Genomic DNA, 25,779 nt, shown 5'->3' with positions numbered 1-25,779 from the left:
ATGCCCCATAACCATCCGGAAACGGAACTGCACAATCCGCAGAGCGCCAAACCGCCGCTCGATCCGCACCTGAAGGCGCTGGAAAACGAAGCGATCCACATCTTCCGTGAAGTGGCCGCCGAGTTCGAGCGCCCGGTCATGCTCTATTCGATCGGCAAGGACTCCTCGGTGCTGCTGCATCTGGCGCGCAAGGCCTTCTACCCCGGCCGTGTGCCCTTCCCGCTGCTGCACGTCAACACGGGCTGGAAGTTTGCCGAGATGATCGCGTTTCGCAACGAGATCGTCGAGCGCTACGACCTCGATCTGATCGAGCACGTCAATCCGCGCGGTGCGGCCGAGAACGTCACGCCGTTCACCCACGGTTCGGCGCTCTACACCGACATCATGAAGACCGAGGCGCTACGCCAGGCGCTCGACGCCGGCCAGTTCGATGCGGCCTTCGGCGGCGCGCGCCGCGACGAAGAGGCCAGCCGCGCCAAGGAGCGCATCTACTCGTTCCGCACGCCAGACCATCGCTGGGATCCGCGCAACCAGCGCCCGGAACTCTGGAACGTCTATAACGGCATGATCCGCAAGGGCGAAAGCGTGCGCGCCTTCCCGCTGTCGAACTGGACCGAAGTCGACATCTGGCGCTACATCCAGGCAGAAGATATCCCGATCGTGCCGCTCTACTTTGCTGAGAAGCGCCCGATCGTCGAACGCGACGGCATGATGATCCTGGCCGAGGATCCGCGACTCGAACTGCTGCCGGGCGAAACCAAGCGCGAGGAAGTGATCCGCTTCCGCACGCTCGGCTGCTTCCCGCTGACCGGCGCCATCCGCTCGAAGGCAACGACGCTTGACGACATCATTTCCGAACTCGAAACCGCGACCGTTTCCGAACGCCAGGGCCGCGCCATCGACCGCGACCAGTCCGGCTCGATGGAAAAGAAGAAACGCGAAGGATATTTCTGATGACCGCACCCGCAACCGCGAATGCCGTTGAGCACGTTGCAGCCGGCGAGGTTCTCGCCTTTCCGGCGCAGGAGCCGGCGCGCGCCACGCGTGACAGCCGCCCGCTTCGCCTCATCACCTGCGGCTCGGTCGATGACGGCAAGTCGACGCTGATCGGTCGCCTGCTCTGGGATACCAAGGCGGTCAAGGAAGACCAGGCGGCGACGCTTCAGCGCGATTCCAACGGCAAGCAGAACGACCTCGGCCTGCCCGATTTCGCGCTGCTGCTCGACGGCCTGCAGGCCGAGCGCGAACAGGGCATCACCATCGATGTCGCCTATCGCTATTTCTCGACCGACAAGCGCTCGTTCATTGTCGCCGACACGCCCGGCCATGAGCAGTATACCCGTAACATGGCGACCGGCGCCTCGACGGCCGATCTCGCCGTGCTGCTCGTCGACGCCCGCGTCGGCCTGCTCGAACAGACCCGCCGGCATGCGACGATCGCGACGCTGATGGGCATCAAGCAGTTCGTGCTGGCGGTCAACAAGATCGACCTCACCGACTACGACCGCGCCCGCTTCGAGGAGATCAACCACGAGTTCCGGGAACTGGCGCTGTCTCTTGGCGTGCGCCAGGTCACCGCCATTCCGGTCTCGGCGCTGAAGGGCGAAAACGTCGTCTATGACGGCCGTGCCTCCATGCCCTGGTACGATGGCCCGACGCTGATCGAGGTGCTCGAACTGGCAACCACCCGTTCGGCCCAGACCGTCGGCTTCCGTCTGCCGGTACAGCGCGTCTCGCGCCCCGGCGAAAGCTTCCGCGGTTATCAGGGCACGGTTGCCGGCGGCTCGGTGAAGCCCGGCGACAGCGTCGTGATCCTGCCCTCCGGCATGGTCGCCAATGTCACCAAGATCGTCACCTTCGACCTCGTGCGTAACGCCGCGGTCGCCGGTGACGCGATCACGCTCGTGCTCGACCGGCAGGTGGACGTGTCGCGTGGCGACATGATCGTGGCCATCGACAGCCAGCCGCTCACCGGCCTCTCCTTCGACGCGCAACTCGTCGCGCTGCAGCCCGAGGGCATTCAGCCGGGCAAACGCTACTGGCTGAAGAGCGGCAGCCGCCGCCAGCGCGTCCAGATCCAGCCGGTAAGCCAGCTTGATCTCCAGACCGGCAAGTGGAACCATGCCGAGCAGCTGCCGATGAACGCGATCGGCAAGGTGCACCTCGCCTTCGACGAACAGGCAGTCTTCGACACCTACGAGCAGAACCGCACCACCGGCGCCTTCATCCTGATCGACCCGGACACCAACAACACGGTGGCCGGAGGCATGATCACAGCCAAGCGCTCGGCGCTCGGCGGCATCCATACGGAAGATGCACGCGTCATCCTCTCGCTGCCGGCCGACCTCGCCGACCAGCTGATGGCGACCGAACTCTTCGCGGGCCGCCGCGAGGAGGCCGAAGTCCGACGCGTCAGTGCCGGCAAGGCGGTCGAGATCATCGACGATATCGACGGCTGATCGACAGCTGCGCAGACAACAAGAAAGGGGCCCGACCAGAGCCCCTTTTTTGTTGCGGATATCATGCTCGCTACCGGTCGATTTGGGCCTTTGCAAACAAGTCCGTCGCCCTATCTCCCTGACGCATGGGAGAAGCACCATGAAAACGGAACATCAAGGCGAGGACGCGAGGCAGAAGGGCTTTCGCGGGCGCATGGTATCGATCGAAACATTTGCCCGGAAGTATCGGCTCGATGCGGAGGAAGCCGCGCGATTGGAGAACCAGTTCGGTCCGGTCGCCGGCGAAATCGACCTGCTGCAGGCGGCCCGGCGCAACGGAATGCCGGAGGAGTGACCTCCTGCCGGCGCTCGTCATCAAAGCTGCTGCTCGATCGCCGGGAGGACCATCGTCAACGGCGCCGGTTCGGCGTGCTGCCAAAGCTGATAGCCGACGACGCTACCAAGTATGGCGGTCCATATGGCGATCTCGCGAAAGGTGAGTATCGGTTCCTTCAACATGTGAGCCTCTCGGGCAAGAGCTGGTGTTGAGGGAAATATCGTCCGGATTGTTCACACAGATAAGACGTCATTTCGTGAACACGTCGTTTCCATGTGAACAATGAAGTCGTGCATAGTGGCCGGAATCGAGCAGAGACGGCATCTGGAGAACCACCCCAAGCGTTTACCTTCGAGAGGTTCCCGGCCCCTCCCGCATCGCCATCGTCCCAAAACGGGACAGGACGGGCAATCGCTTCACCTTGACCCGAAATCGCACAGATCGCACCTTTTCATCCGTCGCCGCATTCGTAAGTTGGCGCGTCGATCATGATGATCGATAGGGCTGTTTCACCGTTTCTGGACGTTGTGGGACAGTCCGCCTGACCGTGGACCGGCAGCGAGACTTCTGCCCGGCATACGCAATGCTTTCGGCCCCTCCGCAAGACAGCGCCCCATCTTTGCGGCGTATCGATAGACAGGACCGACCTCTCCGGCGTATCTGGACGACTTTCGCGCAACGAAGCGCCGAATCAGGGAGACGAGAAGGTGAGCACGGACAAGCAACCGGAAACCACCGTGAAGGTCGAGAAACGCATCAACGGCAAATGGTGCTTCGTCATCAAGTATCGCGGCGTCACCTATCCCGCCCAGGGCAATTTCACGTCGATGCTTCAAGCCCAGGCCGCGGCCCAGTTGGCGCTAAAGACGCTCGAACGGCAGAGCTGACAGGCGGACGGAGCGTTGCCATGTGATGGAAACGCTCTCCTGTCGCTACCTGCGTGCTGCGCCCGCCTGCTCCTTACTCGACCGCGGAGCGGATGATGTTGCAGAGCCCCTCCTGCACCACCTGTTTGGTGGCCACCTGCCCCACCTGAATATCGAACATCGCATCAATCCGCGTGCCTGAACCGCGCTTGCGGGCAACGACGCGCAGCGTCTGCAAGCGCCCGGAGCCGGCCGTATCCTGATAGGCCTCGATGGTTCCGAGTGACTTGTTGATCTCGATCCCCGAAAATCCTTCCGCCGCGACGCCGCGCGCCATCCGCTGCAGGGCGGCTTCGGGCTTCAGCTTCGGAAACTCCTGCCAGGTCTTGTAATAGACCGGCGTGACCAGTGGTACGCCCGAAGCCTTGAAATTCTTCTCGCAGCTCTGCGCCGCCGCAGCCGAATGGCTGGCCGTAAGCAGAACCGCTGCAATGAATAGATGCTTGATCGACATTCCCGTTCCTCGTCGTCATTGATCGAATGACGGGAACCTAGAACCTTCGCCTTTGCCCAGACAGGCCGACGCCTGCGCGAATGCACCGCTATTCGACCAACGGCTCAGAAGGAGCGACGAACGGCTAAAACTGGAGCAAGAGAGGGGGTAAGGATCGACGCCGGAACAGGCGCGCAAAGCGCAAGCGCCTACGGTCCGGCGCCGGGCGCCATGCAAGGGAATAATCGGGTAAAGGATTGATTTGGCTGGTCGGAGTGGCAAGATTCGAACTTGCGACCCCCACGTCCCGAACGTGGTGCGCTACCAGACTGCGCTACACTCCGTGACCAGCGGCGCCTCTATAGAACAGGCATTTTGATTTCACAAGCGCCTATCTCGAAAAACCTTCCGCCTTTTTCAAAAAATTTGTGACGGTGGAAAACTCGTGCGGAGATTGCCGTTTTCCGAAAGCGACGGCGTGTGAAAGAACGCCCAATAGGGACTTTGTGCAACGCTTCACATTTTCCTGAAATGCAAGGCGCGGCGTGGATTTCCTTTCGCCGGGTTTGGCGCTAGAGGCACAACGGAAAGCGCGGAAAACCAGGGGATACGGGCTTCCGCGCCATGCCTATTTCAGAACGAGAGCCAAAGGGACAGAAACATGAACTTCCGTATGATGACGGTGGCCGGCCTTGCGCTCGTGCTCGCCGGCTGCACGACGACCGGAACAGGGACCTCCAGAAACGCAGTCGAAGCGCGTTGGCTCGGCCAGCCGGCCGGCGGCTTTTTTGCTCAATACGGTCCGCCGATCTCCGACGTCGAAAGCGGCAGCTCCACCGTCTACAGCTGGAAGGGCGGTTACAAGACCCGCAAGATCCCGGCGCAGTACGAAACCACCAAGGATGGCAAGCGCGGCAAGCGTATTTCCTCGGCCCGCACGGAGTATCTGAGCTGCGCCGTTCAGCTCACGGTTTCGTCGGACTATGTCATCCGCTCGATCCACATCGCCGGCGACCGCAAGCGCGCCGAAGGCCCGAGCTGGTGCGAAGAGTTCCTGGGCGCACCAGCCCAGACCAAGCCACCCGCAACCGCGGGCTAAGCGCCAGACACAAAAAAGCCCGCCGGTGAAGATCGGCGGGCTTTTTCTAGGGATTGTGCCGAACTCAGCTGTTGCTGTTGTCCTCGACGGGTGCGTCGGGACCGTTCTTCTTGATCGAGTCGATGGCGTTCTGCGCGCTGGCTTTGGTCTTGTAGCCCTCGGTCGAGAACATGATTTCGCTGTTGTACTTGAAGCGAACCCGGTATTCGCCAGCCTTGTCTTTGTAGATTTCGAATTTGTGAGCCATCTTCTCCCTCATACAAGTAGGAATCAACGCAATTAGCGTGTCAGTTGTAGAGTGACTTGACAAGAGTGCTAGTAGTGCCCGCGCCACGGGCGATCCTTGCCATTTCGGATCTAATGATTGGGGAAATGTGGCTGGGGCGCCAGGATTCGAACCTGGGAATGCCGGTACCAAAAACCGGTGCCTTACCGCTTGGCGACGCCCCAACGGATGTGGCGAAAAGATAACTCCGCCAAATCGAGCGCCTGATTATCAAAGCTCGCCGTCCGTCACAATCACTAAGTTGGCACGAAGTTGAATTTTCGGCGGATTTGTTTGGGCCTTCGCGCAAAAGGCGCCCAGGGCTCCCCAACGCGGGGCACACATGCACCCTTCCCTTCGATGAAAGCACCTCCTATTGTCCCGCCAAATGGAGAACCTCATGAGCCAGTTTCGCGCCCGTCCCCCTGCCGTTCCGAGCGTGCTCGTCGATGATGCGGTCGTCCGGATCACCCGCTGGGATTTCGAGCCTGGCGCCGACACCGGCCATCATGTGCACGGTCTCGGCTATGTCGTCGTGCCGATGACCGACTGCCAGTTCCTGCTCGAAGAAGAAGGCGGCAGCCGCCGCGTCGATATCGCCAAGGGGGCTGCCTACCACCGCGAGGCGGGCATTGCGCACAATGTCGTCAATGCCGGAGCTGAGCCGATGTCGTTCATCGAGATCGAGTACAAGTGAAAGCCAGGAAGAGACGCATGCAGGGGCCAGACTTCGATCTCGATTTCAAGCCGGCCCACGGCGAGGCGGTGACGGTTGCGGACGATGTGCAGCGCATCACCGTCAACAATCCCGGCCCCTTCACTTTCCACGGCACCAACAGCTATATCGTCGGAAAGCGTTCCGTTGCCGTGATCGACCCAGGTCCGGACGACGAGGCGCATTTTCAGGCGCTGATGGCGGCCCTTGCCGGCCGCGAAGTCACCCATATCGCCGTCAGCCATACGCACCGCGACCACTCGCCGCTTGCGCAACGGCTGAAGGCTGCAACCGGCGCGCTGATCGTAGGCGAGGGCCCGCACCGCTCCGCCCGCCCGTTGCATACGGGCGAAACCAATCCTTTCGCAGAGAGTTCGGACATGGAGTTCGCCCCTGATCTCCTGCTTGCCGACGGCGGACGCATCGAGGGCGATGGCTGGAGCCTGACGGGGCTGACCACGCCGGGCCACACGGCCAACCACATGGCCTTCGCGCTCGATGGCACAGGCATTCTCTTTTCCGCAGACCACGTGATGGCCTGGGCGACGACGATCGTCGCGCCGCCGGATGGCGCCATGGCCGACTACATGGCCTCGCTCGAAAAGCTGCTTTACCGCGACGATCATCTCTACCTGCCCGGCCATGGTGGGCCTGTAACCGAACCGGCTTCCTTCCTTCGGGGCCTGCGCGCCCACCGCAAGATGCGCGAGCGCGCCGTGCTCGAACGTATTCGTGCCGGCGACAGCCTGATCCCGGATATGGTCAAGGTCATCTATGCCTCGACCGACGTGCGGCTGCATGGGGCGGCGGCACTCTCGGTCCTTGCCCATCTGGAAGACCTGATCGAGCAGGGACGGGTCGAGACCGATGGGCCACCCTCGCTCCTCGGCGCCTACCGGCTGGCGCCTGGCGGAGCCGGCTAATCATGCGGAGGGAGGCCTACAGCTATCGCAGCGATGCCACAGTGCCTGCCTTTGCTGACGACAAACCCGTGGTCGTCTTCGACGGCGAGTGCATCTTCTGTTCCGGCTGGGTGCGCTTCCTGCTTCGCCACGACCGGCAAGCACAATATCGCTATCTCACCGCCCAGTCGCCGCTGGGGGCGGCACTCTATCGGCACTACGGGCTCGACGCCGTCAGCTTCGAGAGCAACATGCTGATCGAGGACGGTGTTGCCCGCTTCAAATCCGACGGATCGATCCGAACGCTTGCGCGGCTCGGCCTGCCATGGTCGCTGGTGAACGTCTGTCGCATCCTGCCCGCTGTCCTTCGCGATCCCCTCTACGATCTCGTTGCGAGAAACCGGTATCGCATCGCCGGACGCCGCCAGAATTGCATGGTGCCGACACCCGAGGAGCGCGCACGCTTCATCGCATGACGACGGAGAGCATGGTCGCCCAACAGCAGAGCCTGTACCAGCGGATCCTCGGACGCGATTGGGAGCGCGTGCCGGCATCGATCCGCGCCCTGCATGAAAGATCGGAAGGGCACGCAACGTTTCGCGGGCGCGCGGTCGTCGAGCGAGGCGGATCGATCTGGGCTCGTCTCGTCGCCTCTGTTCTCGGTTTTCCCAGCACCGGCGCGGATGTGCCGGTCGAAATCCGCTTTACATGCGGCGATAGTCGGGAGGTCTGGACCCGGCGCTTCGGCGAAAAGATCCTGCGCAGTTCGCAGCGGAAGATAGGGCGGCGAAACGAACAACTGCTGGCGGAAGATTTCGGACCGTTCCGCATCCTGTGCGCCTTGGAGCCAAAAGAAAATCGCCTGCATCTCTCGGTTCGCGCCTGGTCCGTCCTCGGCCTTCCGCTTCCCTTGCTGCTTGCGCCGGGCGGCCGGACGTTCGAGGAGGATCGCGACGGCCGGTTTCACTTCCATGTCGAAGTCGAAAGTCCATTGACCGGACTGATCGTGCGCTATCGCGGCTGGCTGGTACCCGCCAACGAGCCATCGTCGGGCGCGCCCGCCCTCGATCGACAAGCGAGCGCTGAATTCGGTGGCCGCGGCGCCGTGGTGAACGACTAAGGTCTTCTGCCGATCAATCGCCTGCGATCCCGAGTAGCTCGGCATCGAGCGCCCGCAGGAACTGGTCAGCGAAGGCGGCCCCCATGCCGAGGTCGTGCGGGCCATAGCGAGAGGCGACGCGCAGGTCGACGAAGGTCGTTTCGGCTTCTTCGCGCAGCCGGATCAATACATCGAAACGGAAGCCGGCAATCAGCGTGCGCCACTCGCCCTGGAGCACGACGTCGCTGGCGCGGCGCCCTGCGATCGCCCCTTCGAGCGAGAGTTCCGGCCGCGCTGCCGGTACCGGAACGTTTTCCGGCTCGACGGTCGTCTCCGCCCCGGCATTCGGGCGGACGGTCAGGTCTTCCAGATCGGCCCGGGCGTTTTCGACGCCAAGCTCCTCAGTAATGCCGACGCGGTTCTGTTCAATGACGGTGCGCACGCCCTGGTAAACGCGGTCGAGTGCGCCATCGTAGCGCCGGCCGGTAAGGCCCGGATAGGCAAGGATCTGCGCTTCCCGGTCCTCTGGCGTTACCGCGTCCTTGCGTTTCAGCCAGCTCTCTTCGGTCTGCGGTACCTTGAGCCACGGCGGCGGCGTCACCGTGTCGGTGCTGACATCGTAGATCGCCGGGCGGGTGAGATACTGCACGGCGCCGAAGCCGATGAAACCGAGCGCCGGCGCGGCATAGACGAGCGCTGCAGCAGACGCGAGGCCGCCGATCGCAGCAACCTGCCAGAGGCGCACAAGCCCGACGATGGCCAGCAACACGCCGAGCAGGGCGAAAATGCCGGACAGGCCGACAAGGGCCAGAAAGTGCGGTGTCGTCAGTGGTCCAAAGCGGTGCGACAATAGCGATAGCGCAAAAAGCACGAAGGAGACACGGGCGAAGCGGCGCGCCCAGTGGGCGGCATAGGAATAGGGACGCTCGTACCGGACCATCATGTAGTTGAATCAATCCCCTGCCGCAAAACAGACCGCATTCTTAGACCATGCCCCGTGCCGTGGAAACAGGCAATGCGCCAGTCGGCCGCGCACCACCGGCCACGCCTTGGGCTTCGCCGCAAAATCGCCATTCTCGTTAACCACCTATCAACACATGGGAATGTGCCCGCGCCCAAGGATCGGCCGGCACGCGGAGTTTCATTCGGAGGCAACAGCCGCGCACGGCTTCATGCGTGAGTGGGCGGCGATCGAAGGAGAACCGAGATGGGCACATTGCAGGCAGCCGTGGCCAACGCCACCCCTACCGCTCTTCCCCCGGGCAACGGCGGCATTCCGATGGGGCTCCTCGAGCTCGAACTCTCCCTCGAGGGCTTTTCAGGAGACGAGGACGATTTTGCCGGTTTCGTCCGGACCGTTGCCGACAATGTCGGCGGCGAGTTTCTGTTTGCCTTACCCGCTTCGGAGCTGATCGAGGATTGCCTGAGCATCGCCGTGCTTCGGCTTGGCGAGCAGGACGCCGAAACATCGATCCTGTTTGCCTGCCTTGACGAGCAGGCAACGACCATCCGTATCGAGCACCCGGGCGATGGCACGCGCGACCTCGAGCGCTTCGCCGAGTCCTTCGTCGGCGTGCTTGAGCGCATGTGATCACAACCGGCCTGCTGCGGCATCGCTTCGATCTGAACATTTCCCTCTGACGCCGCGAGACGGTTCGCCGGTTTCGCTCCGACAGCCTTCCGCCGGTGCCCGCTGATCGCTTCCGGCCGGGGCTCCGAAAACCGCTTCAGGACGACAATGGCTGGTTGTATGGCCTCCCACCTGCGACCACACGTCTGCTATGGAAATGGCACGATCCGCTTCGATTTTCGGCGCAACTCCCTATATTAATTGCGATTCGAGAGATGAATCCGAAGGCGGCGCGCGCCGGCACTCAGGAGGCACGAAGACCATGACGATCCGATTGACGATCCTTGTCGCAGCCGCGCTGCTGCTGACGGCGTGCCAGACGATGACACCGGAAGAACGGCGCGTCGCCGACGGCAACACCTGCGCCTCCTACGGCTTTCGCCGCGGTACCGACGCCTTTGCCACCTGCCTGCAACGCATTGAACTCGACCGGCGCGCCGAATCGCGCGCCTTCCGCTATCAGAACGACGTTATGATGTGGGGCTGGGACCGCCCGGTCGTCATCATGCGTTGATCGGTGGACGCTTCAAGACGGCCCGGACGCTCTTTTGCCCGGGCCGCGCAAGGCGGCTACAAGTGGAAGGTCCTCCCCGCATTGCCACGTTCCAGCTCCTTGCTGGCCATGAACAAGGCCGCTTTTTCCTGCTGTTCGCGCCCGGCGGCGATCAGCTCCAGAATGGTCTGGAGCCGGCGAATTGCCGCCGCCTTGTTGCGATGCTGCGACCGTTCCTCCCGACAAACGACCGTTATTCCGGTGGGCAAATGCGTTGCCCGTACGGCGCTGTCGGTCGTGTTCTGGTGCTGGCCGCCGGGTCCACCCGCTCTCATCGTCTCGAAACGCACTTCGCGCGGATCGATGGCCGCAACGGTTTCGGCAGCGGAAAGATCGACCTGCCGCACACCAACGAACCAGTTCTGCCTTTGGTGCCCCTTGCGGACAGGGCTTTTGAAGACAAAGCGGATCGTCCCGCAATAGTCCTTCGCCACATCCCCGGACCGAGTACCCGCCATCGTAACGACGGCAGATTTAGGACCGAACGCATCCGGTTGCCCGCCAAGCGCCAGATCGAAGCTGCAGTGACTGGCTGACGCTTCGCTCCTCAGGATTTCGATCAGCGCGGCGACGGCGATGCGGCATTCGACAGGGCCGTTGCCGGAGGTCAAGAAGAGCGTCACCTCACCCATGGCGCATCCTCCTGATGGTGGTCCGCTCCCACTTCGCCTTCTCGCGCACCCGCGGCTGCGGCTGCGCGTTCTTGTAGGTGACGAGCGGCCTCATCGCCGCGAGCGGCTGCACGAGCCCGAACGCATCGAGGTCGGCGACGACCTTCGCGGCATCCTTGTAGGCGCCTGCCGCTTCCTCGATCAGCAGGTTGCGGTCCTCGCAGATTGCGACGCCACCCCAGTCGTTGATGCGCAAGGCATCGCGCTCGGAACGATTGCCACCGACGCGACCATGCATGGCCTTGCGGTCGTATTTCCGCCCCGCACCGTGGGAGATCCCCCAATGCGACCGCTCCGCACCAGCGAGCCCCTTCACCAGATAGCTTCGCGTCGCGCGCGAGCCGGCGACCGGGGCAACGACACCCTCGCCGATGGCGGCGGCACCCTTGTAATGCAGGAAGCCGGACGCGGTCGCGCGAACGAGGTTGTGCGGGATGTCGGCAACAAGCGACAGGTCGGCACGCAATGCCCGCGCTACGCGCTCCGCAACGATCCGCCGGTTGAGCGACGCCCATCGAACGCATTCACCACTACCGGCGAGCCATTCGACGGCGGCGGCCGAGTCGGCAGCCAAGCCGCCCCTCAACTGTTCATCGCCGGCGAGCGTCAGATCGAAAAGGTTGGCGCCGACCGAACGCGAGCCAGAATGGACCAGCAGGTAGAGCTTTTGCCGGTCGACGACGCACTCCATTTCGCCCTCGAACACTTCATCCACGGCCTGCAGCTCACAGAAGTGATTACCGCCGCCAATCGTGCCGAGGGATTGCGGGCACATGTCGGGCGAAAGATCGTGCTCAGCAAGACGGGCTGCCATGTCGCCGAGATCGATCTGTTCCAGTCTGCGCAGTTGCTCGGCCGCCTTCTCGACCCTCAACTTGCGCAGCGGCAATGAGAGCTCGAAGAATGACATGCCGCAGCCGATATCGTTGCCGATCAACTGCGGATAGAGCCGCTGCGAAAGCGCGACCATGCCGACGGGGCCATACTTGCCCGGGTGAAGGTCCGGAAAACCCGCGACCGAGATCATGCCGGGGAGACCAGCAGTCTCCGCCAGTTGATGAACTGCCGCGCCTTCAATCCAGCTGCCGGCAGTAAAATAATGCGTGACGGTCGCTTTACGCGCACCGTCGTCGCCTTCGGGGACGACGTCCCCAAAAGAATGATTGCCCATGAAAATAATCCAGAACAGGGTCAAACAGCCGACGCATTGGTCGGCAGGACGGGCTCTTTCAGCGCATCAACGCTGATTAGCCGCGAAGCCCCAAGGGGCGTGTGGAAACGCACTGCGTCATTTTCCGCTCCCGTTCTGAACAAACACCGCGCCTCGGCGCGGCCTACAAGCGCCCGCACCGATACAGCGCGAACGACACTGCTGATGCACCAGCTGTATTCCGGCTGCAACCAGAAATGCAGGACGCAGGTCAACCGGCGCCCGCGCGTTGCACCGTTGCAACACGCGACCGGCGCCGGCCAAGCTCACCCCTTGCCGTTGATCGCCGCCTGGGCGGCGGCAAGGCGGGCAATCGGCACCCGGAATGGCGAGCACGAGACATAGTCGAGACCGGCGTCCTCGCAGAAGCGAATCGAGGCCGGGTCGCCGCCATGTTCACCGCAGATGCCGAGCTTCAGGCCGTTTTTGGTGCGACGTCCACGTTCGGCCGCGATCTGGATCAATTCGCCGACCCCGTCGAAATCGAGCGAGACGAACGGGTCCTGCTCGATGATGCCCTTCTGCTGGTAGGTCGCAAGGAATTGCGAGGCGTCGTCGCGCGAGATGCCGAAGGTCGTCTGCGTGAGGTCGTTGGTGCCGAAGGAGAAGAAGTCGGCCGCTTCGGCGATCACGCCGGCGCGCAATGCCGCACGCGGCAGCTCGATCATCGTGCCGACGAGATAGTCGATGCCGATGCCGGCTTCGCCGATCACCGCCTTGGCGACCGCGTCGATGCGTTCCTTGACATAGTCGAGCTCGGCCCGCAGGCCGACGAGTGGCACCATGATTTCGGGAACGACGGCGGCTCCTGTTTCATGGGCGGCCTCGACGGCTGCCTCGAAAATGGCGCGCGCCTGCATCTCGGCGATCTCTGGGTAAGAAATCGCGAGACGGCACCCACGATGGCCGAGCATCGGGTTGAACTCGTGCAGTTCATCGACGCGCTGGCGGAGCTCATTCGGGTCGAGCGAAAGCGCGCCGGCGACATCGGAGATTTCCTCGTCGGTCTTCGGCAGGAACTCGTGCAACGGCGGGTCGAGCAGGCGGATCGTCACCGGCAGACCATGCATGATCGAGAACAGCTCGGCGAAATCCGAGCGCTGCATCGGCAGGAGCTTGGCGAGTGCCAAGCGCCGCCCAGCCTCGTCGTCGGCAAGAATCATCTCGCGCATCACGTTGATGCGGTCGTCCTCGAAGAACATGTGCTCGGTGCGGCAGAGGCCGATGCCTTCGGCACCGAAGGAGCGTGCGGCGCGTGCATCCGCGGGCGTCTCCGCATTGGTCCTGACGGTCATGCGGCGCGTGGCGTCCGCCCAGGCCATGATCTTGCCGAAGTCGCCGGAAAGCTCCGGCTGCAGCATGGCGATCGAACCTTTCAGCACCTGGCCAGACGAACCGTCGATGGTGATGATGTCACCTTTGCGAAGCGTCACGCTTCCGGCCGTCAGCAGTTCGTTGCGAAGGTCGACGCGGATGCTGCCGGCGCCGGAAACGCAAGGCGTGCCCATGCCGCGGGCAACGACGGCCGCGTGGCTGGTCATGCCGCCGCGCGTCGTCAGGATGCCTTCGGCGGCGTGCATGCCGTGGATGTCTTCCGGGCTGGTCTCGACACGCACGAGAATGACCTTGCGGCCTTCCTTGTCGGCCTGCACGGCCTCTTCCGAGGTGAAGACGATTTCGCCGGTCGCAGCACCCGGCGATGCCGGCAGGCCGGAGCCGATGATGTCGCGGCGCGCATGCGGATCGATGGTCGGGTGCAGCAACTGGTCGAGTGAGGCGGGGTCGATGCGGGCGACGGCCTCCTGCTCGGAGATCAGCCCCTCTTCCGCCATATCGACGGCGATCTTCAACGCCGCCTTGGCGGTGCGCTTGCCCGAACGCGTCTGCAGCATCCAGAGCGTGCCGCGCTCGATAGTGAATTCCAGATCCTGCATGTCGCGGTAGTGCCGCTCCAGTGTGTCGCAGATCGAGCGGAATTCGGCGAAAGCCTCCGGCATCAATTTTTCCAGCGACGGCTTGTCGGAGCCGGAGGCGATGCGGGCGGCCTCAGTGATGTTCTGTGGCGTGCGGATGCCGGCAACGACGTCTTCGCCCTGAGCGTTGACCAGGAATTCGCCATAAAGCTCGCTTTCACCGGTCGAGGGATTGCGGGTGAAGGCAACGCCGGTTGCCGAGGAGTTGCCGAGATTGCCGAATACCATGGCCTGGACGTTGACGGCAGTGCCCCAGGCAGCCGGAATGCCGTGCAGGTGGCGATAGGTTATCGCGCGTGGGTTCATCCAGCTCGAGAAGACGGCGCCGATCGCGCCCCAAAGCTGCACTTCCGGATCCTGCGGGAAGGGTTCGCCGAGCGCCTCCTCGATCGCCTCCTTGTAGCGCGTGATCACGTGCTGCCACTCGACGGCGGAGAGTTCCGTGTCCTGTTCGTGGCCCAGCCGCGCCTTTTCATCCTCCAGGATTTCTTCGAAGACATCGTGGTCGACGCCCATGACGACATCGCCGTACATCTGGATGAAGCGGCGGTAGCTGTCCCAGGCAAAACGCGCATCGCCGGCATCATGGCCAAGTGCATGCACCGACTGGTCGTTGAGGCCGAGATTGAGAACCGTATCCATCATGCCCGGCATCGAGGCGCGCGCACCGGAGCGGACCGAGAGCAGCAAGGGATGGCTCGTGTCACCAAAGACGCGGCCGGTCACCTCTTGCATCCGGATGATACCCTCGCGCACCTGGTCGCGCAGGCCTTCCGGCATCTGCCTGTCATTGTCGAAGTAGCTGTTGCAGGCATCGGTGACAATCGTCAGGCCAGGCGGCACCGGCAAGCCGAGGTTGCACATCTCGGCAAGGTTTGCGCCTTTGCCACCCAACCGCTCGCGGTCTCCTGCACGTCCCTCGGCCTTGCCCCCACCGAAGGTGTAAACCCATTTCGTCATGCCTGCTCTCCACCCAGAAACAGTGTTTTACGACGATTTACAGTATATGTTTCAGGCTGAAAATGCATCTGGCGAAGATTTATGCTGCACCGCATCATTTTCTGTAACAATGCAACATATTGGCGGGTCAGGGGGCCGGAACCCACACGTCATGGGCTTCGCCTCTTCTATCGGCACCGAAAACGCCCGCCAATGGCTTGAGTGTCGACATTGCCGGCTCCATTATAAAAATCTAATATAATGTATGCGATGGGGCGCGTCCTGGAATATCCCGTCATGGCGATCCGTTTCAGTCCCGTGGGCTCGGAGGGTAGGTCATGCAATGGCGTGCGAAACTCAGATCCTGGATCCTCTCGATCCCGATGGCCATGCTCGTCGTCGGGCATGGCCTCGCCGAGGATAGCGGCAAGCGGCTTGCGCTCGTCGTCGGCATAACGAACTACGTGGTGGCAGGAACGCTACCCAACGCCTCGCGCGACGCCGAAGCCTTCGGCACCTTCCTCAAGGGGCAGGGATTTGAAACCGATCTTGTGCTCAACGCCGATCGCCGAGGTCTTGCCAGCGCGCTCTCAAACTTCTCGCGCAAGATCGGCCCCGAGGATGTCGCGCTTTTCTATTACGCCGGACATGGCATGCAGTTGCGCGGCGAGAATTTTCTCATCGGGACGGACGCAAAGCTTGAAAGCGAGTTCGATGTTCCCGCCGAAACCATAGCCCTGTCCGAAATCATCAACGCGCTGGAAAAACGTGCAAGGATATCGATGGTCTTCCTCGATGCCTGCCGCAACAATCCGCTCGCCGAGCGGCTTACGCGCGAAGTCGAGGGTGCCACCCGCGGCGGCGCGACCAGAGGACTGGCGCCGATCGAGACCCAGGGTGGCGGAACGCTTGTCGCCTTTGCTGCCGCCCCTGGACAAGTGGCAGCCGACGGAACCGACGGACATTCGCCGTTCACCCGAGCGCTGATCGCCAACCTCTCCGGCGCTGGCCTCGAAGTCGGCACCGCCTTCAAGCGGGTCGTGCGCGACGTGCGCAAGGAAACACAGGGCAAACAGCAGCCGCAGATCCTGTCTTCCCTGTCGCTGGAGTTCTATTTCGGGCCCGAGACGGTAACACCGCAGACTCCGGCTGCGCAGACGGTTCAGCCTGCACTCGCCGTTCTAGCCACCGACCCGGAAGCGCTTGAGGCGGAAAAGGACTTCAAGAAGGCGCTTAAGATCGGAACGGCGCGCATCTGGCACTTCTTCGTCGAAAAGCATCGTACCGGTGAATATGCTGACCTTGGGCGCCAGGCGCTGGCACAGATCGAACCCGCCGCCGTGCGCAACGAGTTCCATCTGCCGCAATCCGTCGAGGCGCAGCTGTTGCCGGACAAGGGTCGAAGACGCGACGTCCAACTCGCCCTCGCCGCCAAGGGATTTGCTGCAGGCACTGCCGATGGCGTTTTCGGTGGACAGACGCGAGACGCGATCAAACTTTTCCAAAGCAACAATAACCAACCCGCGAACGGTTTCATTACCGAGCGCACAGCCGAAGCTCTCGGCGTGAAGGTCAACAACCGTGCGGAGGGCATATACAGCTCGCCCAAGGCCCGACGCTATGATGTCGCCAATCTCGAAGGCCTCGAGACCGATCAAACCGTTCTACGGGCGCTGACCTGCCTGCGTCACTTCGAGACGGTGTATGGCATGTTCAATGGGCACCTTTACGTCGCCGTGCGGACCGGAACGATCCTGGCGGTTTACGCACGCGGGATCGCCGGCGGTTGTGGCGCGCACCTTGCGGCGATTTCCACGCAAGAAGAGAACGCGTTCGTCGCATCGCTTTTCAACGCCGACCCGAGCTTCTTTGAGACCGGTTACGATCCCTCGGGCAACGTCAGCTACAAGATGGGCCCCTGGATCGGCCTGATACAGGATCCGCAGGGCAAGGAACCTAAAGGCGGCTGGCGCTGGGACAGCGGCGCGCCCATGACCTACACGAAATGGTTCCAGGGCATGCCGAACGAAAACAAGAAGGGCGACGATATCGGCATGTACTTCGCCGCTCGAAACGGCAGAGCCGATACCAAGTCCCTCTATGTCGATACCTGGGACGATATGGGGTCGAGAGACGGCACGGGTGGTCTCATTCTCGAATTCGAGTGATCGCTTGGGCGACGAGGCACGCGGGTACGGCTGGATAATCACAAGCAGGAGGCAAGATCATGAATTGGCGTGTGAAGCTGCTGCTTTTGGTCCTTTCCGCTCTGATCATGCCGCTTGCGACGGGAAGTGCTCTTGCTGAAGGAAGCGGCAAACGGCTGGCGCTTGTCGTCGGCATGACGAACTACGTGGTGGCAGGAACGCTGCCTAATGCCTCGCGCGACGCCGAAGCCTTCGGCACCTTCCTCAAGGGGCAGGGATTTGAAACCGATCTTGTGCTCAACGCCGATCGCCGAGGTCTTGCCAGCGCGCTCTCAAACTTCTCGCGCAAGATCGGCCCCGAGGATGTCGCGCTTTTCTATTACGCCGGACATGGCATGCAGTTGCGCGGCGAGAATTTTCTCATCGGGACGGACGCAAAGCTTGAAAGCGAGTTCGATGTTCCCGCCGAAACCATAGCCCTGTCCGAAATCATCAACGCGCTGGAAAAACGTGCAAGGATATCGATGGTCTTCCTCGATGCCTGCCGCAACAATCCGCTCGCCGAGCGGCTTACGCGCGAAGTCGAGGGTGCCACCCGCGGCGGCGCGACCAGAGGACTGGCGCCGATCGAGACCCAGGGTGGCGGAACTCTTGTCGCCTTTGCTGCCGCCCCTGGACAAGTGGCAGCCGACGGAACCGACGGACATTCGCCGTTCACCCGAGCGCTGATCGCCAATCTCTCCGGCGCTGGCCTCGAAGTCGGCACCGCCTTCAAACGGGTCGTGCGCGACGTGCGCAAGGAAACACAGGGCAAACAGCAGCCGCAGATCCTGTCTTCGCTTTCGCTGGAGTTCTACTTCGGACCGGAGACGGCAGCACCGCATGCCCAGGCCGCCCAGCCCGCCGTTGCCACACCGGCCATAGACCCGGAAGCACTCGCGGCCGAAGCCGACTTCAAGAAGGCGCTGAGGGTTGGCACGGCACGCATCTGGCGCTTCTTCGTCGAAAAACATCGCACGGGCGAATATGCTCAACTCGGACGCCAGATGCTTGCGCAGATGGAGCCGGTTTCTCGCAGCCAGAGCACGACGGGACAGGCCATCGAAGACCGATTGCTGCCCAACAAGGACGCACGCAAGAATGTCCAGCTGGCACTTGCGGCAAAGGGACTTGAGATCGGCGCGGCCGATGGCGTCTTCGGCGAACAGACACGTGCTGCGATCCGGCGATACCAGAGCCAGAATCGGCAGCCGATCAGCGGCTTCATTGGCGAGCTCACGGCCAAGGCGCTCGGCATCGCCTTTTCGCAGAGCGCCGACGGCATCTACAGCGCCGCCAAACCACGCGAATACAATATCGACGATCTGAAAGGATTGGAGACCGACGAGCGTATATTGAAAGCTGTCAGTTGCCTGCCGCACTACCACATGGTCTATGGCGTGTTTCAGGGCCATCTCTATGTTGCCGTCCAGTCGCCCGTTTACATTCCTGCCTCCACGGCGCAATTCTGGACGAAGCTCTGCGGCGCGCATCTCGCTGCGATCACGTCGGAAGCGGAAAACGAGTTCGTCGCCTCGCTCTTCAATTCGGACGCGAGCTTCTTCAACGTCGGGTACGATCCGCGAAGCGCCGTCACCTACAAGATGGGTCCCTGGATCGGTCTCGTTCAGTCGCCTCAGGGCAAGGAGCCGCGCGGCGGCTGGAGCTGGGACGACGGCGAGCCCATGGTCTATTCGAATTGGTTCGCCAATATGCCGAACGAAGACAAGAAGGGCGACGACGTCGGAATGTACTTTGCCCATCGAGAGGGCAAGGCCGACGTAGGATCGTTGCGTGTCACAACATGGGACGATATGGCGCCGCTGGACAGCACCAGCAGTTTTGTTCTCGAATTCGAGTGACAGATGCTCGCAGCCCGCCGGCAAAGGCTGGGGATCGCGCCCCTTTGCGGGGCCTACCGCGCCGACAAGGTTCCAGCGCTCCCCTGCCTCGACACCTCAGAACCATGCGATGCGTCGCGCACCGCTCCGGGTTTCATAGCCGAATTGATGTGGACTTACACGACTTCGCGCAGGCGCTCCGCCGTCTGCAGGTCGACGGAAACAAGCTGGGATACCCCCTGCTCCGCCATGGTCACGCCGAAGAGGCGGTTCATCCGGGCCATGGTGATCGGGTTGTGGGTGATGATGATGAAGCGGGTCTCGGTCGAGGCCGCCATCTCGTCCATCAGGTTGCAGTAGCGCTCGACATTGTGGTCATCGAGCGGCGCATCCACTTCGTCGAGCACGCAGATCGGCGCCGGATTGGTGAGGAACACGGCAAAGATCAGCGCCATCGCCGTCAGTGCCTGCTCGCCGCCTGAAAGCAGCGTCATCGTCTGCGGCTTCTTGCCCGGCGGGCGGGCGAGAATTTCGAGGCCCGCTTCCAGCGGATCGTCGCTCTCGATCAGTTGCAACTCAGCGGTGCCCCCGCCGAAAAGATGGGTGAACAGCCGCTGGAACTGCACGTTGACCACATCAAAGGCAGCGATCAGGCGTTCGCGGCCCTCGCGGTTGAGATTCTGGATGGCACTGCGCAGCTTGCGGATCGCCTCGATGACGTCGTCGCGCTCCCGGAGGAGAAGAGCAAGCTTTTCGGAAAGCTCCTTCTGCTCCTCTTCTGCGCGCAGGTTGACGGCGCCGAGCCGTTCGCGCTCGATCTTCAGCCGTTCCAGTTCGCGCTCGATGTTGCGCATGTCCGGCAGCGCCTCGTCGACGGCAAGTCCGGTCAGGCGCATCACCTCATGCGGCGCGCAGGACAGTGCCTCCTGGATGCGTGCCTCGATCTCGACGCGGCGCTCGCGGGCCGAGACCAGGCGCTCCTCGGCGCGGCCGCGCTTTTCGCGTGATTCTGCAAGCTCGGACAGCGCCGTTGCCGCCAGCCGGTCCGCCTCGCGCTGGTGATTTTCGGCCTCGGCGAGGAGGTCGGCCGCCTCGCGCCGCGCCGCTTCGGCCTTCTGCAATTCGTTCATCAACGCACGGCGCTTCTCATCGAATTCGTCCGGGGCGTCGATCAAATCTTCCACTTCGTCGCGAGCCTCGGCCTCGCGGTCGCGGAGCGTCGCAATATGCTCCTCAGCGCTCGCCGCACGTGCTTTCCAGGTCTGCCTTTCCGCGCCAATCGCGGCAATGCGCCGCTGGCGGGCCTCGTTCTCCCGCGCCAGTCCGTCATGGGCGGCACGGGCTTCGGCAACGGCGGCACGATCGGCGGCAACATCGGCCGTCTGTGTGCGCAGTTTCAATTCAAGTTCAGAGAGATCGGGCGCATCTGCCAGCGCGTCGTTCGCCGTTTCGATCTGCTCGGCCACTTCCACGACCTGGGCTTCGATCTGGCTGCGCGTTTCCGCCAGTACCGCGCGTCGGCGGGCGAGATCGCCCGAGGCGCGCTCGGCAGCAGCGAGCGCATCCCTTGCCTCGGCGAGTTGCCGCGTGATCATGCGCTGCGCATCGCGGGCGAACCGCAGTCTTTCGTCTTCGGCGCGGATCCGCATGCCGGCGGCCGCGAGTCCGGCCTCGGCATGGCGCAACGCCTCCGCGGCGCCTTCGGCTTCCGTATCGAGTTCTGCCAGCCGGTTCTTCTGCGCCAGTCGCAAGGCGGCAGCACTTGGCGCCTCGGAGCCGGTCACGTGCCCGTCCCAACGCCAGACGGAACCTTGCTTGGTGACAAGGCTCTGGCCTGGCTTCAACAGCGGTAGCAGCCGTTCCGCGTCCGCTTCGTTGGCGACGATGCCGATCTGCTTCAGCGCGCGCGTCAGCGCATCCGGCGCCTTCACGTGTGCAATCAACGACGTAACGCCCTCCGGCAGACCGGCGTCGCCGGCATGATCTCCCGGCGCCCGCCAATGCGCCGGCGCATCCCTTTCGAGCGGCGAATCGAGATCGTCGCCAAGGGCTGCACCGAGTGCTGTCTCAAAGCCGCGGTCGACCTTCATATCCTCGACGACAGCGGGATAGGCGCCGCCGGCTACCGCTTCCAGCATGCGCCGGATCGTGCGTGCCTCCGTTTCGATGCCGTTAAGGGTAGCGCGTGCGCGATCAACCGGCGGACGCGCCTCGACCTCCGCGCGCCGCGCCTCGGCCAGAGCCTCCTCGATCGCAAGCACACTGATTTCCGCCTCTTCCAAGGCAGCTTCGGCAACTTCGACCTGCCCCTGCTTTTCATGCGGGTCGGGAAGCGCTGCCATCTGCCGGTCGAGCTCGTCGAGATCGCGCGACTGATCGGACAGCTGCCGGGCAAGGCGGGCCTGGCGTTCCGAGAGGTCGCGAAGCGTCCGCTCCAGCTGGTTGCGACCGGCCTGCGCCTCGGCCCGCTCAGCGGTCAAGCGCGCCAGCAGCACTTCGTTGCCGGCAAGCTTCTCGTTCGCCTCCTCCAGACGCTCGCGCGCCTCCGTTGCGCGATCGTCGGCCTCGGCAAGCATGTCGCTGAGTTCGGCCTCCTCCTCGTCGAGCCGCGCCAGTATGCCGGCATTGTCGACGACGAGCCTCTCTTCGCGGGCGATATCTTCGGCAAGCTGCGCCAGCCGGCGCTGCAGTTCATCGCGCCGGCGGAGGATACGGCCGGCATCCTCTTCGAGCTGCGAGCGGGCGATCTGCAGCCGTTGCAAAGCAGCGGCGAACCGCGCTTCGTTCTCGCGCAGTTCCGGCAGCTTCAGGCTGGCAATCGCCTGATCCTTCGCCGCCTGCATCTGCGCCTGGGCCTTTTCCGCAACCAGCGCCGTGATCTGGTTGAGCTGGCTCGTCGCTTCGGCTTCCGCCTCCTTGGCGTGCACCCAGCGGATATGGAACAGGATCGCCTCGTGCTTGCGGATATCGGCCGAGAGCATCTTGAAACGGTTTGCCTGGCGCGACTGGCGCTTCAGGCTCTCGATCTGGCTTTCGAGCTGCGACGTCACGTCGTCGAGGCGTTCAAGGTTGGTTTCCGCGGCGCGGAGGCGCAGCTCCGCCTCATGGCGGCGCGAGTGCAGGCCGGAGATGCCGGCCGCCTCTTCGAGAAGCTGACGACGCGCCTGCGGTTTGGCGGCGATCAGCTCGCCGATCCGCCCCTGCCCGACCATCGACGGCGAGCGCGCACCGGTCGAAGCGTCGGCGAAGAGAAGCTGCACGTCCTTGGCGCGCGCCTCCTTGCCGTTGATGCGATAGACGGAACCCTGCTCGCGCTCGATGCGGCGCGTCACCTGGATCTCGTCGCTATCGTTGAAGGCGGCCGGCGCCGTGCGATCGCTGTTGTCGAGATAAAGTCCGACTTCCGCCGTGTTGCGGGCCGGACGGTTGCCGGATCCGGAAAAGATCACGTCGTCCATGCCGGAGGCGCGCATGTTCTTGTAGGAGTTCTCCCCCATCACCCAGCGCAGCGCTTCGACGAGGTTGGACTTGCCGCAGCCGTTCGGCCCGACGACACCGGTCAGGCCCCGCTCGATGATGAACTCGGTCGGTTCGACGAAGGATTTGAAGCCGAGCAGGCGAAGCTTGTTGAACTTCATGCGGGCAACGCTGGGGCAAGATACCCCCCTGTGCCGTCAGCCCAAACGAAAAAAGCGGGCGCACGGCTGCTGCCGTCGCCCGCTTTCCGGAAAAGCGAAGGATCAGAGCTTGCTGTCGATGAGGGCCGACATAACGTCAACCGACATGTCCCCCGAATAGTGCTCACCATTGACGAAGAAGGTCGGCGTCGACTGTACGCCGAAATCCTTTGCGCCCCGCTGCATAACAGAGTTCACATCATCCAGAAGTTTTTGGTTCGTCAAGCAGGCCTCGAAGCTCTCCTGTGTAAAACCGGCGAGTTTGGACATTTGCAGCAGCGCATCGCGGCCATTCTGGGCTGCAGCCCACTGCTGCTGCTGCTTGAACAGCATCGAGACCATCGGGAAGTACTGGCCTTCCGGGGCGCAGCGCGCCAGCATGAAGGCGGCAGCGGCGCGCGGATCGAACGGGAATTCGCGCACGATGAAGCGAACCTTGCCGCTGTCAATATACTTCGTCTTGATCGCTTCGAACGTGTTGTTGTGGAAAGCCGCGCAGTGCGGGCAGGTCATCGACATGTATTCGACGATCGTCACCGGCGCATTGGCTTCGCCCAGCGCCATTTCAGGCAGGGCGCCCGGCTCGAGCAGTTTTGCCTGATCGACCGAACCTTCCGAAGAAGGAAGCTCGACCTTCACGGGGGCGGCAGTCGACTGAGCGACTTCGGTGCCCGCGGCCGACTTTGCCTCGGTGCTTGCAGGGGTCGCGGCCGTCGATGCCGTGGTGATGGCGTCCGTAGCGGGCTTTGCCGCCGTCTCGCTCGCCGCGGTCGGCGCGGTCGATGCCGTTTCCTTCTTCTCGTCGCTGCAGGCGGCAAGCACCAGGGCAACGGTAGCGATGGCGGCACCGCTGAGCAGGCGTTTGGTAAGGTTCATTGCGGAAGCGGACATGATTTAACCCGTGTTCGGAGGGAATTGCAGTGCGGATTCGATATCTTGCCGCGCGCAGGGCGGCAAGTGGCGCGACGTCAACAGAATTCAAAGAATTGTGACCGCCCGATGGCCCGGCTGAAGCGCATCGCGATCTTTCTGATCTCTGCACTTCAAGCTTTTGATTTGCCGCATGTCGTTAGCGCAAGACCGCTGCGCACGTTTGCGCGACGCGCTTTGGCGACTGCGCGCCGTGCCTTAGCGGCGCCGCGGATTGAGAACGGCGGTGCCCAGTCGCCGCAGGGCTGCCTTCAACTCCTCGCTCTCGATGCCTTCGACCATCGTCTCCAGCCGGCGCGCCGGTTCTCCCGAAAGCGGCTTGGGCTTGCCGCGGTGCTTGAACTGTGGCGACACCGGCTTCTGGACGATGCGCAACTGACCGACGGCATAAAAGCCGAAGAAGCCGTTGATGCGCTGGATCAGTTCACCCTGGGCGTGGGTCAGGAACAGGGCGCGCGCGCCCTCGCAGGCGACCGTCAGAACGCCCGGCTGATGCCCGCCCTCGCCCATGATCTCGGAAGCACGGCGCGGCCAGGCGATCTTCTCCGGCCGGGTGCAATCGGCAAACTCTTCGCCGGCGATCTCGTCCCAGGAGCCGAGCAGCATGGTGTTGATGCCTGCCCGCTTGGCAAGCACCGGATCGATCAGGCCATTGGCGACTTCGCTGATCTGGACGACACCCTTGCGGGGCTTCTGCTCACTCACGAAAGCGACTTTCTGTATGCAACGTCGATTGAGCCTTGATGCCGCGGCTCCGCTTCGCCAAGTATAGGCCGGAAAGAGAACTCCCGGCAAATCATGCACGATACAATCCCGGCGGCCGACGCCGCACCCCTGCTTTTGGAATGGTACGACAGGCACCACCGCGACCTGCCCTGGCGGGTCTCTCCACCTATGGCGAGCCAAGGTATCGTTGCCGATCCCTATCACGTCTGGCTGTCAGAGGTCATGCTGCAGCAGACGACCGTTCAGGCGGTGAAGGCCTATTTCGAGAAGTTCCTGTCGCTGTGGCCGACTGTCGATGACCTGGCGCGCGCGGACAATGAGGATGTGATGAAGGCCTGGGCCGGGCTCGGCTATTATGCCCGCGCCCGCAACCTGAAGAAATGTGCCGAAGCTGTCGCAAACAGTCACGGTGGCCGTTTTCCCGACACGGAGGACGGACTGAAATCGCTTCCGGGCATCGGCGACTACACCGCGGCCGCGATCGCGGCGATCGCGTTCAACCGCAAGAGCGCCGTGCTCGACGGCAATGTCGAGCGGGTGATCTCACGCCTCTATGCGATCGAAAAGCCCCTGCCGGCAGCCAAACCCGATATGCGGGCGCGGGTCGCCACCCTCACGCCTGATCATCGTCCTGGCGATTTCGCCCAGGCGATGATGGATCTCGGCGCGACGATCTGCACCCCGAAGCGTCCTGCCTGCTCGCTCTGTCCCTTCCGTGCGCACTGTCGCGCACTCTCGGTTGCCGATCCCGAGACCTTTCCACGCAAGGCACAGAAGAAGGAAAAGCCGCTCCGTCGCGGTGCTGCGTTCGTCGCAATCGATGCCGACAATGCCGTCTATCTGCGCAAGCGGATCGAAACCGGTCTTCTTGGTGGCATGACCGAAGTGCCCGGCACCGACTGGACATCGCGGCAGGACGGCGACACCTCGCTCGCCTCACAACCTTTTGCCGCCAACTGGGAAGACTGCGGCAGCATCAGTCACGTCTTCACACATTTCGAGTTGCGCCTTTCCGTCTACCGCGCCAATGTCGCGCGCGCCGGAACGGAGGGCGATGGCTGGTGGGAGCCGGTTCACTCCCTCAAGGCCCAGGCGCTGCCGACAGTCATGAAAAAGGCGATCGCCCAGGCGATCCCGCATGCATTCAAGGCGGAACGCTAGAGCAGGAAAAAGTATGCGCGGCTTTCTAGTCCGCATCCCTATCTGGCGCCTGACCCGAGAGACCAAGC

24 protein-coding genes and 2 tRNA genes are annotated in these 25,779 nt (G+C 63.0%); 14 read left to right on the top strand and 12 right to left on the bottom strand.

The window, feature by feature from the left end; genetic code table 11:
• From cysD to PWG15_RS03000, 3 genes are all read left to right on the top strand, one after another.
• Complete coding sequence (gene cysD / locus PWG15_RS03010; protein WP_275023024.1) at nucleotides 1-954, top strand: sulfate adenylyltransferase subunit CysD; 954 nt, start codon at nucleotides 1-3, stop codon at nucleotides 952-954.
• Nucleotides 954-2,459 (top strand): sulfate adenylyltransferase subunit CysN, encoded by a 1,506-nt coding sequence (gene cysN, locus PWG15_RS03005; RefSeq protein WP_275023023.1) that lies wholly within the window; start codon nucleotides 954-956, stop codon nucleotides 2,457-2,459. The genes cysD and cysN overlap by 1 nt, the downstream gene beginning before the upstream one ends.
• Nucleotides 2,460-2,598: 139 nt before the next feature.
• The gene (locus tag PWG15_RS03000; protein ID WP_275023022.1) at nucleotides 2,599-2,793 is read left to right on the top strand and encodes a hypothetical protein; all 195 of its coding nucleotides are present in this window, start codon (nucleotides 2,599-2,601) and stop codon (nucleotides 2,791-2,793) included.
• A 20-nt stretch (nucleotides 2,794-2,813) separates the two neighbouring features.
• Here the strand turns inward: PWG15_RS03000 and PWG15_RS02995 are convergent, their stop codons facing one another.
• On the bottom strand, nucleotides 2,814-2,957 hold the full coding sequence (locus PWG15_RS02995; protein WP_176707513.1) for a hypothetical protein: 144 nt from the start codon (nucleotides 2,955-2,957) through the stop codon (nucleotides 2,814-2,816).
• 525 nt (nucleotides 2,958-3,482) lie between these two features.
• Between PWG15_RS02995 and PWG15_RS02990 the strand changes: the two genes are divergently transcribed.
• A complete protein-coding gene (locus tag PWG15_RS02990; RefSeq protein WP_275023021.1) occupies nucleotides 3,483-3,662 on the top strand; it encodes a hypothetical protein in 180 nt (59 codons plus the stop codon).
• A gap of 73 nt (nucleotides 3,663-3,735) precedes the next feature.
• Here the strand turns inward: PWG15_RS02990 and PWG15_RS02985 are convergent, their stop codons facing one another.
• Together PWG15_RS02985 and PWG15_RS02980 are read right to left on the bottom strand one after the other, a co-directional pair.
• Nucleotides 3,736-4,155, bottom strand: coding sequence for a hypothetical protein (locus PWG15_RS02985; RefSeq protein ID WP_425536734.1), 420 nt, complete (start codon nucleotides 4,153-4,155; stop codon nucleotides 3,736-3,738).
• 246 nt (nucleotides 4,156-4,401) lie between these two features.
• Nucleotides 4,402-4,478 (bottom strand) — tRNA-Pro (locus PWG15_RS02980).
• A gap of 317 nt (nucleotides 4,479-4,795) precedes the next feature.
• On the opposite strand from PWG15_RS02980, the gene PWG15_RS02975 reads away from it, so the two are divergent.
• Nucleotides 4,796-5,233, top strand: coding sequence for a hypothetical protein (locus tag PWG15_RS02975; RefSeq protein WP_275023020.1), 438 nt, complete (start codon nucleotides 4,796-4,798; stop codon nucleotides 5,231-5,233).
• 64 nt (nucleotides 5,234-5,297) lie between these two features.
• On the opposite strand, the gene PWG15_RS02970 is transcribed toward PWG15_RS02975, so the two are convergent.
• A complete protein-coding gene (locus tag PWG15_RS02970; protein ID WP_275023019.1) occupies nucleotides 5,298-5,480 on the bottom strand; it encodes a YegP family protein in 183 nt (60 codons plus the stop codon).
• Nucleotides 5,481-5,608: 128 nt separating this feature from the next.
• A tRNA-Gln gene (locus PWG15_RS02965) sits at nucleotides 5,609-5,683 on the bottom strand.
• 215 nt (nucleotides 5,684-5,898) lie between these two features.
• On the opposite strand from PWG15_RS02965, the gene PWG15_RS02960 reads away from it, so the two are divergent.
• From PWG15_RS02960 to PWG15_RS02945, 4 genes are read left to right on the top strand one after another with little or no spacing between them, the layout of a single operon-like run.
• Complete coding sequence (locus PWG15_RS02960; protein ID WP_275023018.1) at nucleotides 5,899-6,195, top strand: cupin domain-containing protein; 297 nt, start codon at nucleotides 5,899-5,901, stop codon at nucleotides 6,193-6,195.
• A 17-nt stretch (nucleotides 6,196-6,212) separates the two neighbouring features.
• On the top strand, nucleotides 6,213-7,136 hold the full coding sequence (locus PWG15_RS02955) for an MBL fold metallo-hydrolase (protein ID WP_275023017.1): 924 nt from the start codon (nucleotides 6,213-6,215) through the stop codon (nucleotides 7,134-7,136).
• A 2-nt stretch (nucleotides 7,137-7,138) separates the two neighbouring features.
• On the top strand, nucleotides 7,139-7,591 hold the full coding sequence (locus PWG15_RS02950) for a thiol-disulfide oxidoreductase DCC family protein (RefSeq protein ID WP_275023016.1): 453 nt from the start codon (nucleotides 7,139-7,141) through the stop codon (nucleotides 7,589-7,591).
• Nucleotides 7,588-8,235: a DUF4166 domain-containing protein gene (locus tag PWG15_RS02945; protein WP_275023015.1), complete on the top strand. Its 648-nt coding sequence runs from the start codon at nucleotides 7,588-7,590 to the stop codon at nucleotides 8,233-8,235. Before PWG15_RS02950 ends, PWG15_RS02945 begins: the two co-directional genes overlap by 4 nt.
• A 13-nt stretch (nucleotides 8,236-8,248) precedes the next feature.
• On the opposite strand, the gene PWG15_RS02940 is transcribed toward PWG15_RS02945, so the two are convergent.
• Nucleotides 8,249-9,157 carry a DUF1499 domain-containing protein gene (locus PWG15_RS02940; protein ID WP_275023014.1) on the bottom strand — a complete coding sequence of 303 codons (909 nt, stop codon included), beginning with the start codon at nucleotides 9,155-9,157 and terminating at the stop codon, nucleotides 8,249-8,251.
• Nucleotides 9,158-9,421: 264 nt separating this feature from the next.
• Between PWG15_RS02940 and PWG15_RS02935 the strand changes: the two genes are divergently transcribed.
• Both PWG15_RS02935 and PWG15_RS02930 read left to right on the top strand, forming a co-directional pair.
• Nucleotides 9,422-9,805, top strand: a complete 384-nt coding sequence (locus tag PWG15_RS02935; protein WP_275023013.1) for a hypothetical protein — start codon at nucleotides 9,422-9,424, stop codon at nucleotides 9,803-9,805.
• A 301-nt stretch (nucleotides 9,806-10,106) separates the two neighbouring features.
• Nucleotides 10,107-10,358 carry a hypothetical protein gene (locus PWG15_RS02930; protein ID WP_275023012.1) on the top strand — a complete coding sequence of 84 codons (252 nt, stop codon included), beginning with the start codon at nucleotides 10,107-10,109 and terminating at the stop codon, nucleotides 10,356-10,358.
• Nucleotides 10,359-10,414: 56 nt separating this feature from the next.
• Here PWG15_RS02930 and prfH read toward each other — a convergent pair whose 3' ends face one another.
• The 3 genes from prfH to ppdK form a co-directional block, all read right to left on the bottom strand.
• The gene (gene prfH, locus PWG15_RS02925) at nucleotides 10,415-11,029 is read right to left on the bottom strand and encodes a peptide chain release factor H (RefSeq protein ID WP_275023010.1); all 615 of its coding nucleotides are present in this window, start codon (nucleotides 11,027-11,029) and stop codon (nucleotides 10,415-10,417) included.
• Nucleotides 11,022-12,239 (bottom strand): RNA ligase RtcB family protein, encoded by a 1,218-nt coding sequence (locus PWG15_RS02920; RefSeq protein WP_275023009.1) that lies wholly within the window; start codon nucleotides 12,237-12,239, stop codon nucleotides 11,022-11,024. The genes prfH and PWG15_RS02920 overlap by 8 nt, the downstream gene beginning before the upstream one ends.
• Before the next feature lie 305 nt (nucleotides 12,240-12,544).
• Nucleotides 12,545-15,211, bottom strand: a complete 2,667-nt coding sequence (gene ppdK, locus PWG15_RS02915; RefSeq protein WP_275023008.1) for a pyruvate, phosphate dikinase — start codon at nucleotides 15,209-15,211, stop codon at nucleotides 12,545-12,547.
• A gap of 317 nt (nucleotides 15,212-15,528) precedes the next feature.
• Between ppdK and PWG15_RS02910 the strand changes: the two genes are divergently transcribed.
• Nucleotides 15,529-17,358: a caspase family protein gene (locus PWG15_RS02910; protein WP_275023007.1), complete on the top strand. Its 1,830-nt coding sequence runs from the start codon at nucleotides 15,529-15,531 to the stop codon at nucleotides 17,356-17,358.
• A gap of 59 nt (nucleotides 17,359-17,417) precedes the next feature.
• On the top strand, nucleotides 17,418-19,238 hold the full coding sequence (locus PWG15_RS02905; protein ID WP_275023006.1) for a caspase family protein: 1,821 nt from the start codon (nucleotides 17,418-17,420) through the stop codon (nucleotides 19,236-19,238).
• 155 nt (nucleotides 19,239-19,393) lie between these two features.
• Here the strand turns inward: PWG15_RS02905 and smc are convergent, their stop codons facing one another.
• From smc to PWG15_RS02885, 3 genes are all read right to left on the bottom strand, one after another.
• Nucleotides 19,394-22,855 carry a chromosome segregation protein SMC gene (gene smc / locus PWG15_RS02900; protein ID WP_275023004.1) on the bottom strand — a complete coding sequence of 1,154 codons (3,462 nt, stop codon included), beginning with the start codon at nucleotides 22,853-22,855 and terminating at the stop codon, nucleotides 19,394-19,396.
• 102 nt (nucleotides 22,856-22,957) lie between these two features.
• Entirely contained in the window at nucleotides 22,958-23,785 is an 828-nt protein-coding gene (locus PWG15_RS02895) for a DsbA family protein (protein ID WP_425536733.1), read from the bottom strand.
• A gap of 237 nt (nucleotides 23,786-24,022) precedes the next feature.
• Nucleotides 24,023-24,529, bottom strand: coding sequence for a DUF721 domain-containing protein (locus PWG15_RS02885; RefSeq protein ID WP_275023003.1), 507 nt, complete (start codon nucleotides 24,527-24,529; stop codon nucleotides 24,023-24,025).
• Between the two features lie 93 nt (nucleotides 24,530-24,622).
• On the opposite strand from PWG15_RS02885, the gene mutY reads away from it, so the two are divergent.
• On the top strand, nucleotides 24,623-25,711 hold the full coding sequence (gene mutY / locus PWG15_RS02880; RefSeq protein WP_425536732.1) for an A/G-specific adenine glycosylase: 1,089 nt from the start codon (nucleotides 24,623-24,625) through the stop codon (nucleotides 25,709-25,711).
• Nucleotides 25,712-25,779: the final 68 nt, after the last annotated feature.

This window comes from Ensifer adhaerens, from assembly GCF_028993555.1.
Lineage (GTDB): Bacteria > Pseudomonadota > Alphaproteobacteria > Rhizobiales > Rhizobiaceae > Ensifer > Ensifer adhaerens_I.
The sequence above is the reverse complement of the archived record's forward strand: the minus strand, read 5'-3'. Positions and strand labels throughout refer to the sequence as shown.

What these genes read in the sequence shown, in the direction of transcription:
- cysD (WP_275023024.1), top strand. Translation starts at nt 1, where the DNA reads ATGCCCCATAACCATCCGGAAACGGAACTGCACAATCCGCAGAGCGCC.
- cysN (WP_275023023.1), top strand. Translation starts at nt 954, where the DNA reads ATGACCGCACCCGCAACCGCGAATGCCGTTGAGCACGTTGCAGCCGGC.
- PWG15_RS03000 (WP_275023022.1), top strand. Translation starts at nt 2,599, where the DNA reads ATGAAAACGGAACATCAAGGCGAGGACGCGAGGCAGAAGGGCTTTCGC.
- PWG15_RS02995 (WP_176707513.1), bottom strand. Translation starts at nt 2,957, where the DNA reads ATGTTGAAGGAACCGATACTCACCTTTCGCGAGATCGCCATATGGACC.
- PWG15_RS02985 (WP_425536734.1), bottom strand. Translation starts at nt 4,155, where the DNA reads ATGTCGATCAAGCATCTATTCATTGCAGCGGTTCTGCTTACGGCCAGC.
- PWG15_RS02975 (WP_275023020.1), top strand. Translation starts at nt 4,796, where the DNA reads ATGAACTTCCGTATGATGACGGTGGCCGGCCTTGCGCTCGTGCTCGCC.
- PWG15_RS02970 (WP_275023019.1), bottom strand. Translation starts at nt 5,480, where the DNA reads ATGGCTCACAAATTCGAAATCTACAAAGACAAGGCTGGCGAATACCGG.
- PWG15_RS02960 (WP_275023018.1), top strand. Translation starts at nt 5,899, where the DNA reads ATGAGCCAGTTTCGCGCCCGTCCCCCTGCCGTTCCGAGCGTGCTCGTC.
- PWG15_RS02955 (WP_275023017.1), top strand. Translation starts at nt 6,213, where the DNA reads ATGCAGGGGCCAGACTTCGATCTCGATTTCAAGCCGGCCCACGGCGAG.
- PWG15_RS02950 (WP_275023016.1), top strand. Translation starts at nt 7,139, where the DNA reads ATGCGGAGGGAGGCCTACAGCTATCGCAGCGATGCCACAGTGCCTGCC.
- PWG15_RS02945 (WP_275023015.1), top strand. Translation starts at nt 7,588, where the DNA reads ATGACGACGGAGAGCATGGTCGCCCAACAGCAGAGCCTGTACCAGCGG.
- PWG15_RS02940 (WP_275023014.1), bottom strand. Translation starts at nt 9,157, where the DNA reads ATGATGGTCCGGTACGAGCGTCCCTATTCCTATGCCGCCCACTGGGCG.
- PWG15_RS02935 (WP_275023013.1), top strand. Translation starts at nt 9,422, where the DNA reads ATGGGCACATTGCAGGCAGCCGTGGCCAACGCCACCCCTACCGCTCTT.
- PWG15_RS02930 (WP_275023012.1), top strand. Translation starts at nt 10,107, where the DNA reads ATGACGATCCGATTGACGATCCTTGTCGCAGCCGCGCTGCTGCTGACG.
- prfH (WP_275023010.1), bottom strand. Translation starts at nt 11,029, where the DNA reads ATGGGTGAGGTGACGCTCTTCTTGACCTCCGGCAACGGCCCTGTCGAA.
- PWG15_RS02920 (WP_275023009.1), bottom strand. Translation starts at nt 12,239, where the DNA reads ATGGGCAATCATTCTTTTGGGGACGTCGTCCCCGAAGGCGACGACGGT.
- ppdK (WP_275023008.1), bottom strand. Translation starts at nt 15,211, where the DNA reads ATGACGAAATGGGTTTACACCTTCGGTGGGGGCAAGGCCGAGGGACGT.
- PWG15_RS02910 (WP_275023007.1), top strand. Translation starts at nt 15,529, where the DNA reads ATGCAATGGCGTGCGAAACTCAGATCCTGGATCCTCTCGATCCCGATG.
- PWG15_RS02905 (WP_275023006.1), top strand. Translation starts at nt 17,418, where the DNA reads ATGAATTGGCGTGTGAAGCTGCTGCTTTTGGTCCTTTCCGCTCTGATC.
- smc (WP_275023004.1), bottom strand. Translation starts at nt 22,855, where the DNA reads ATGAAGTTCAACAAGCTTCGCCTGCTCGGCTTCAAATCCTTCGTCGAA.
- PWG15_RS02895 (WP_425536733.1), bottom strand. Translation starts at nt 23,785, where the DNA reads ATGTCCGCTTCCGCAATGAACCTTACCAAACGCCTGCTCAGCGGTGCC.
- mutY (WP_425536732.1), top strand. Translation starts at nt 24,623, where the DNA reads ATGCACGATACAATCCCGGCGGCCGACGCCGCACCCCTGCTTTTGGAA.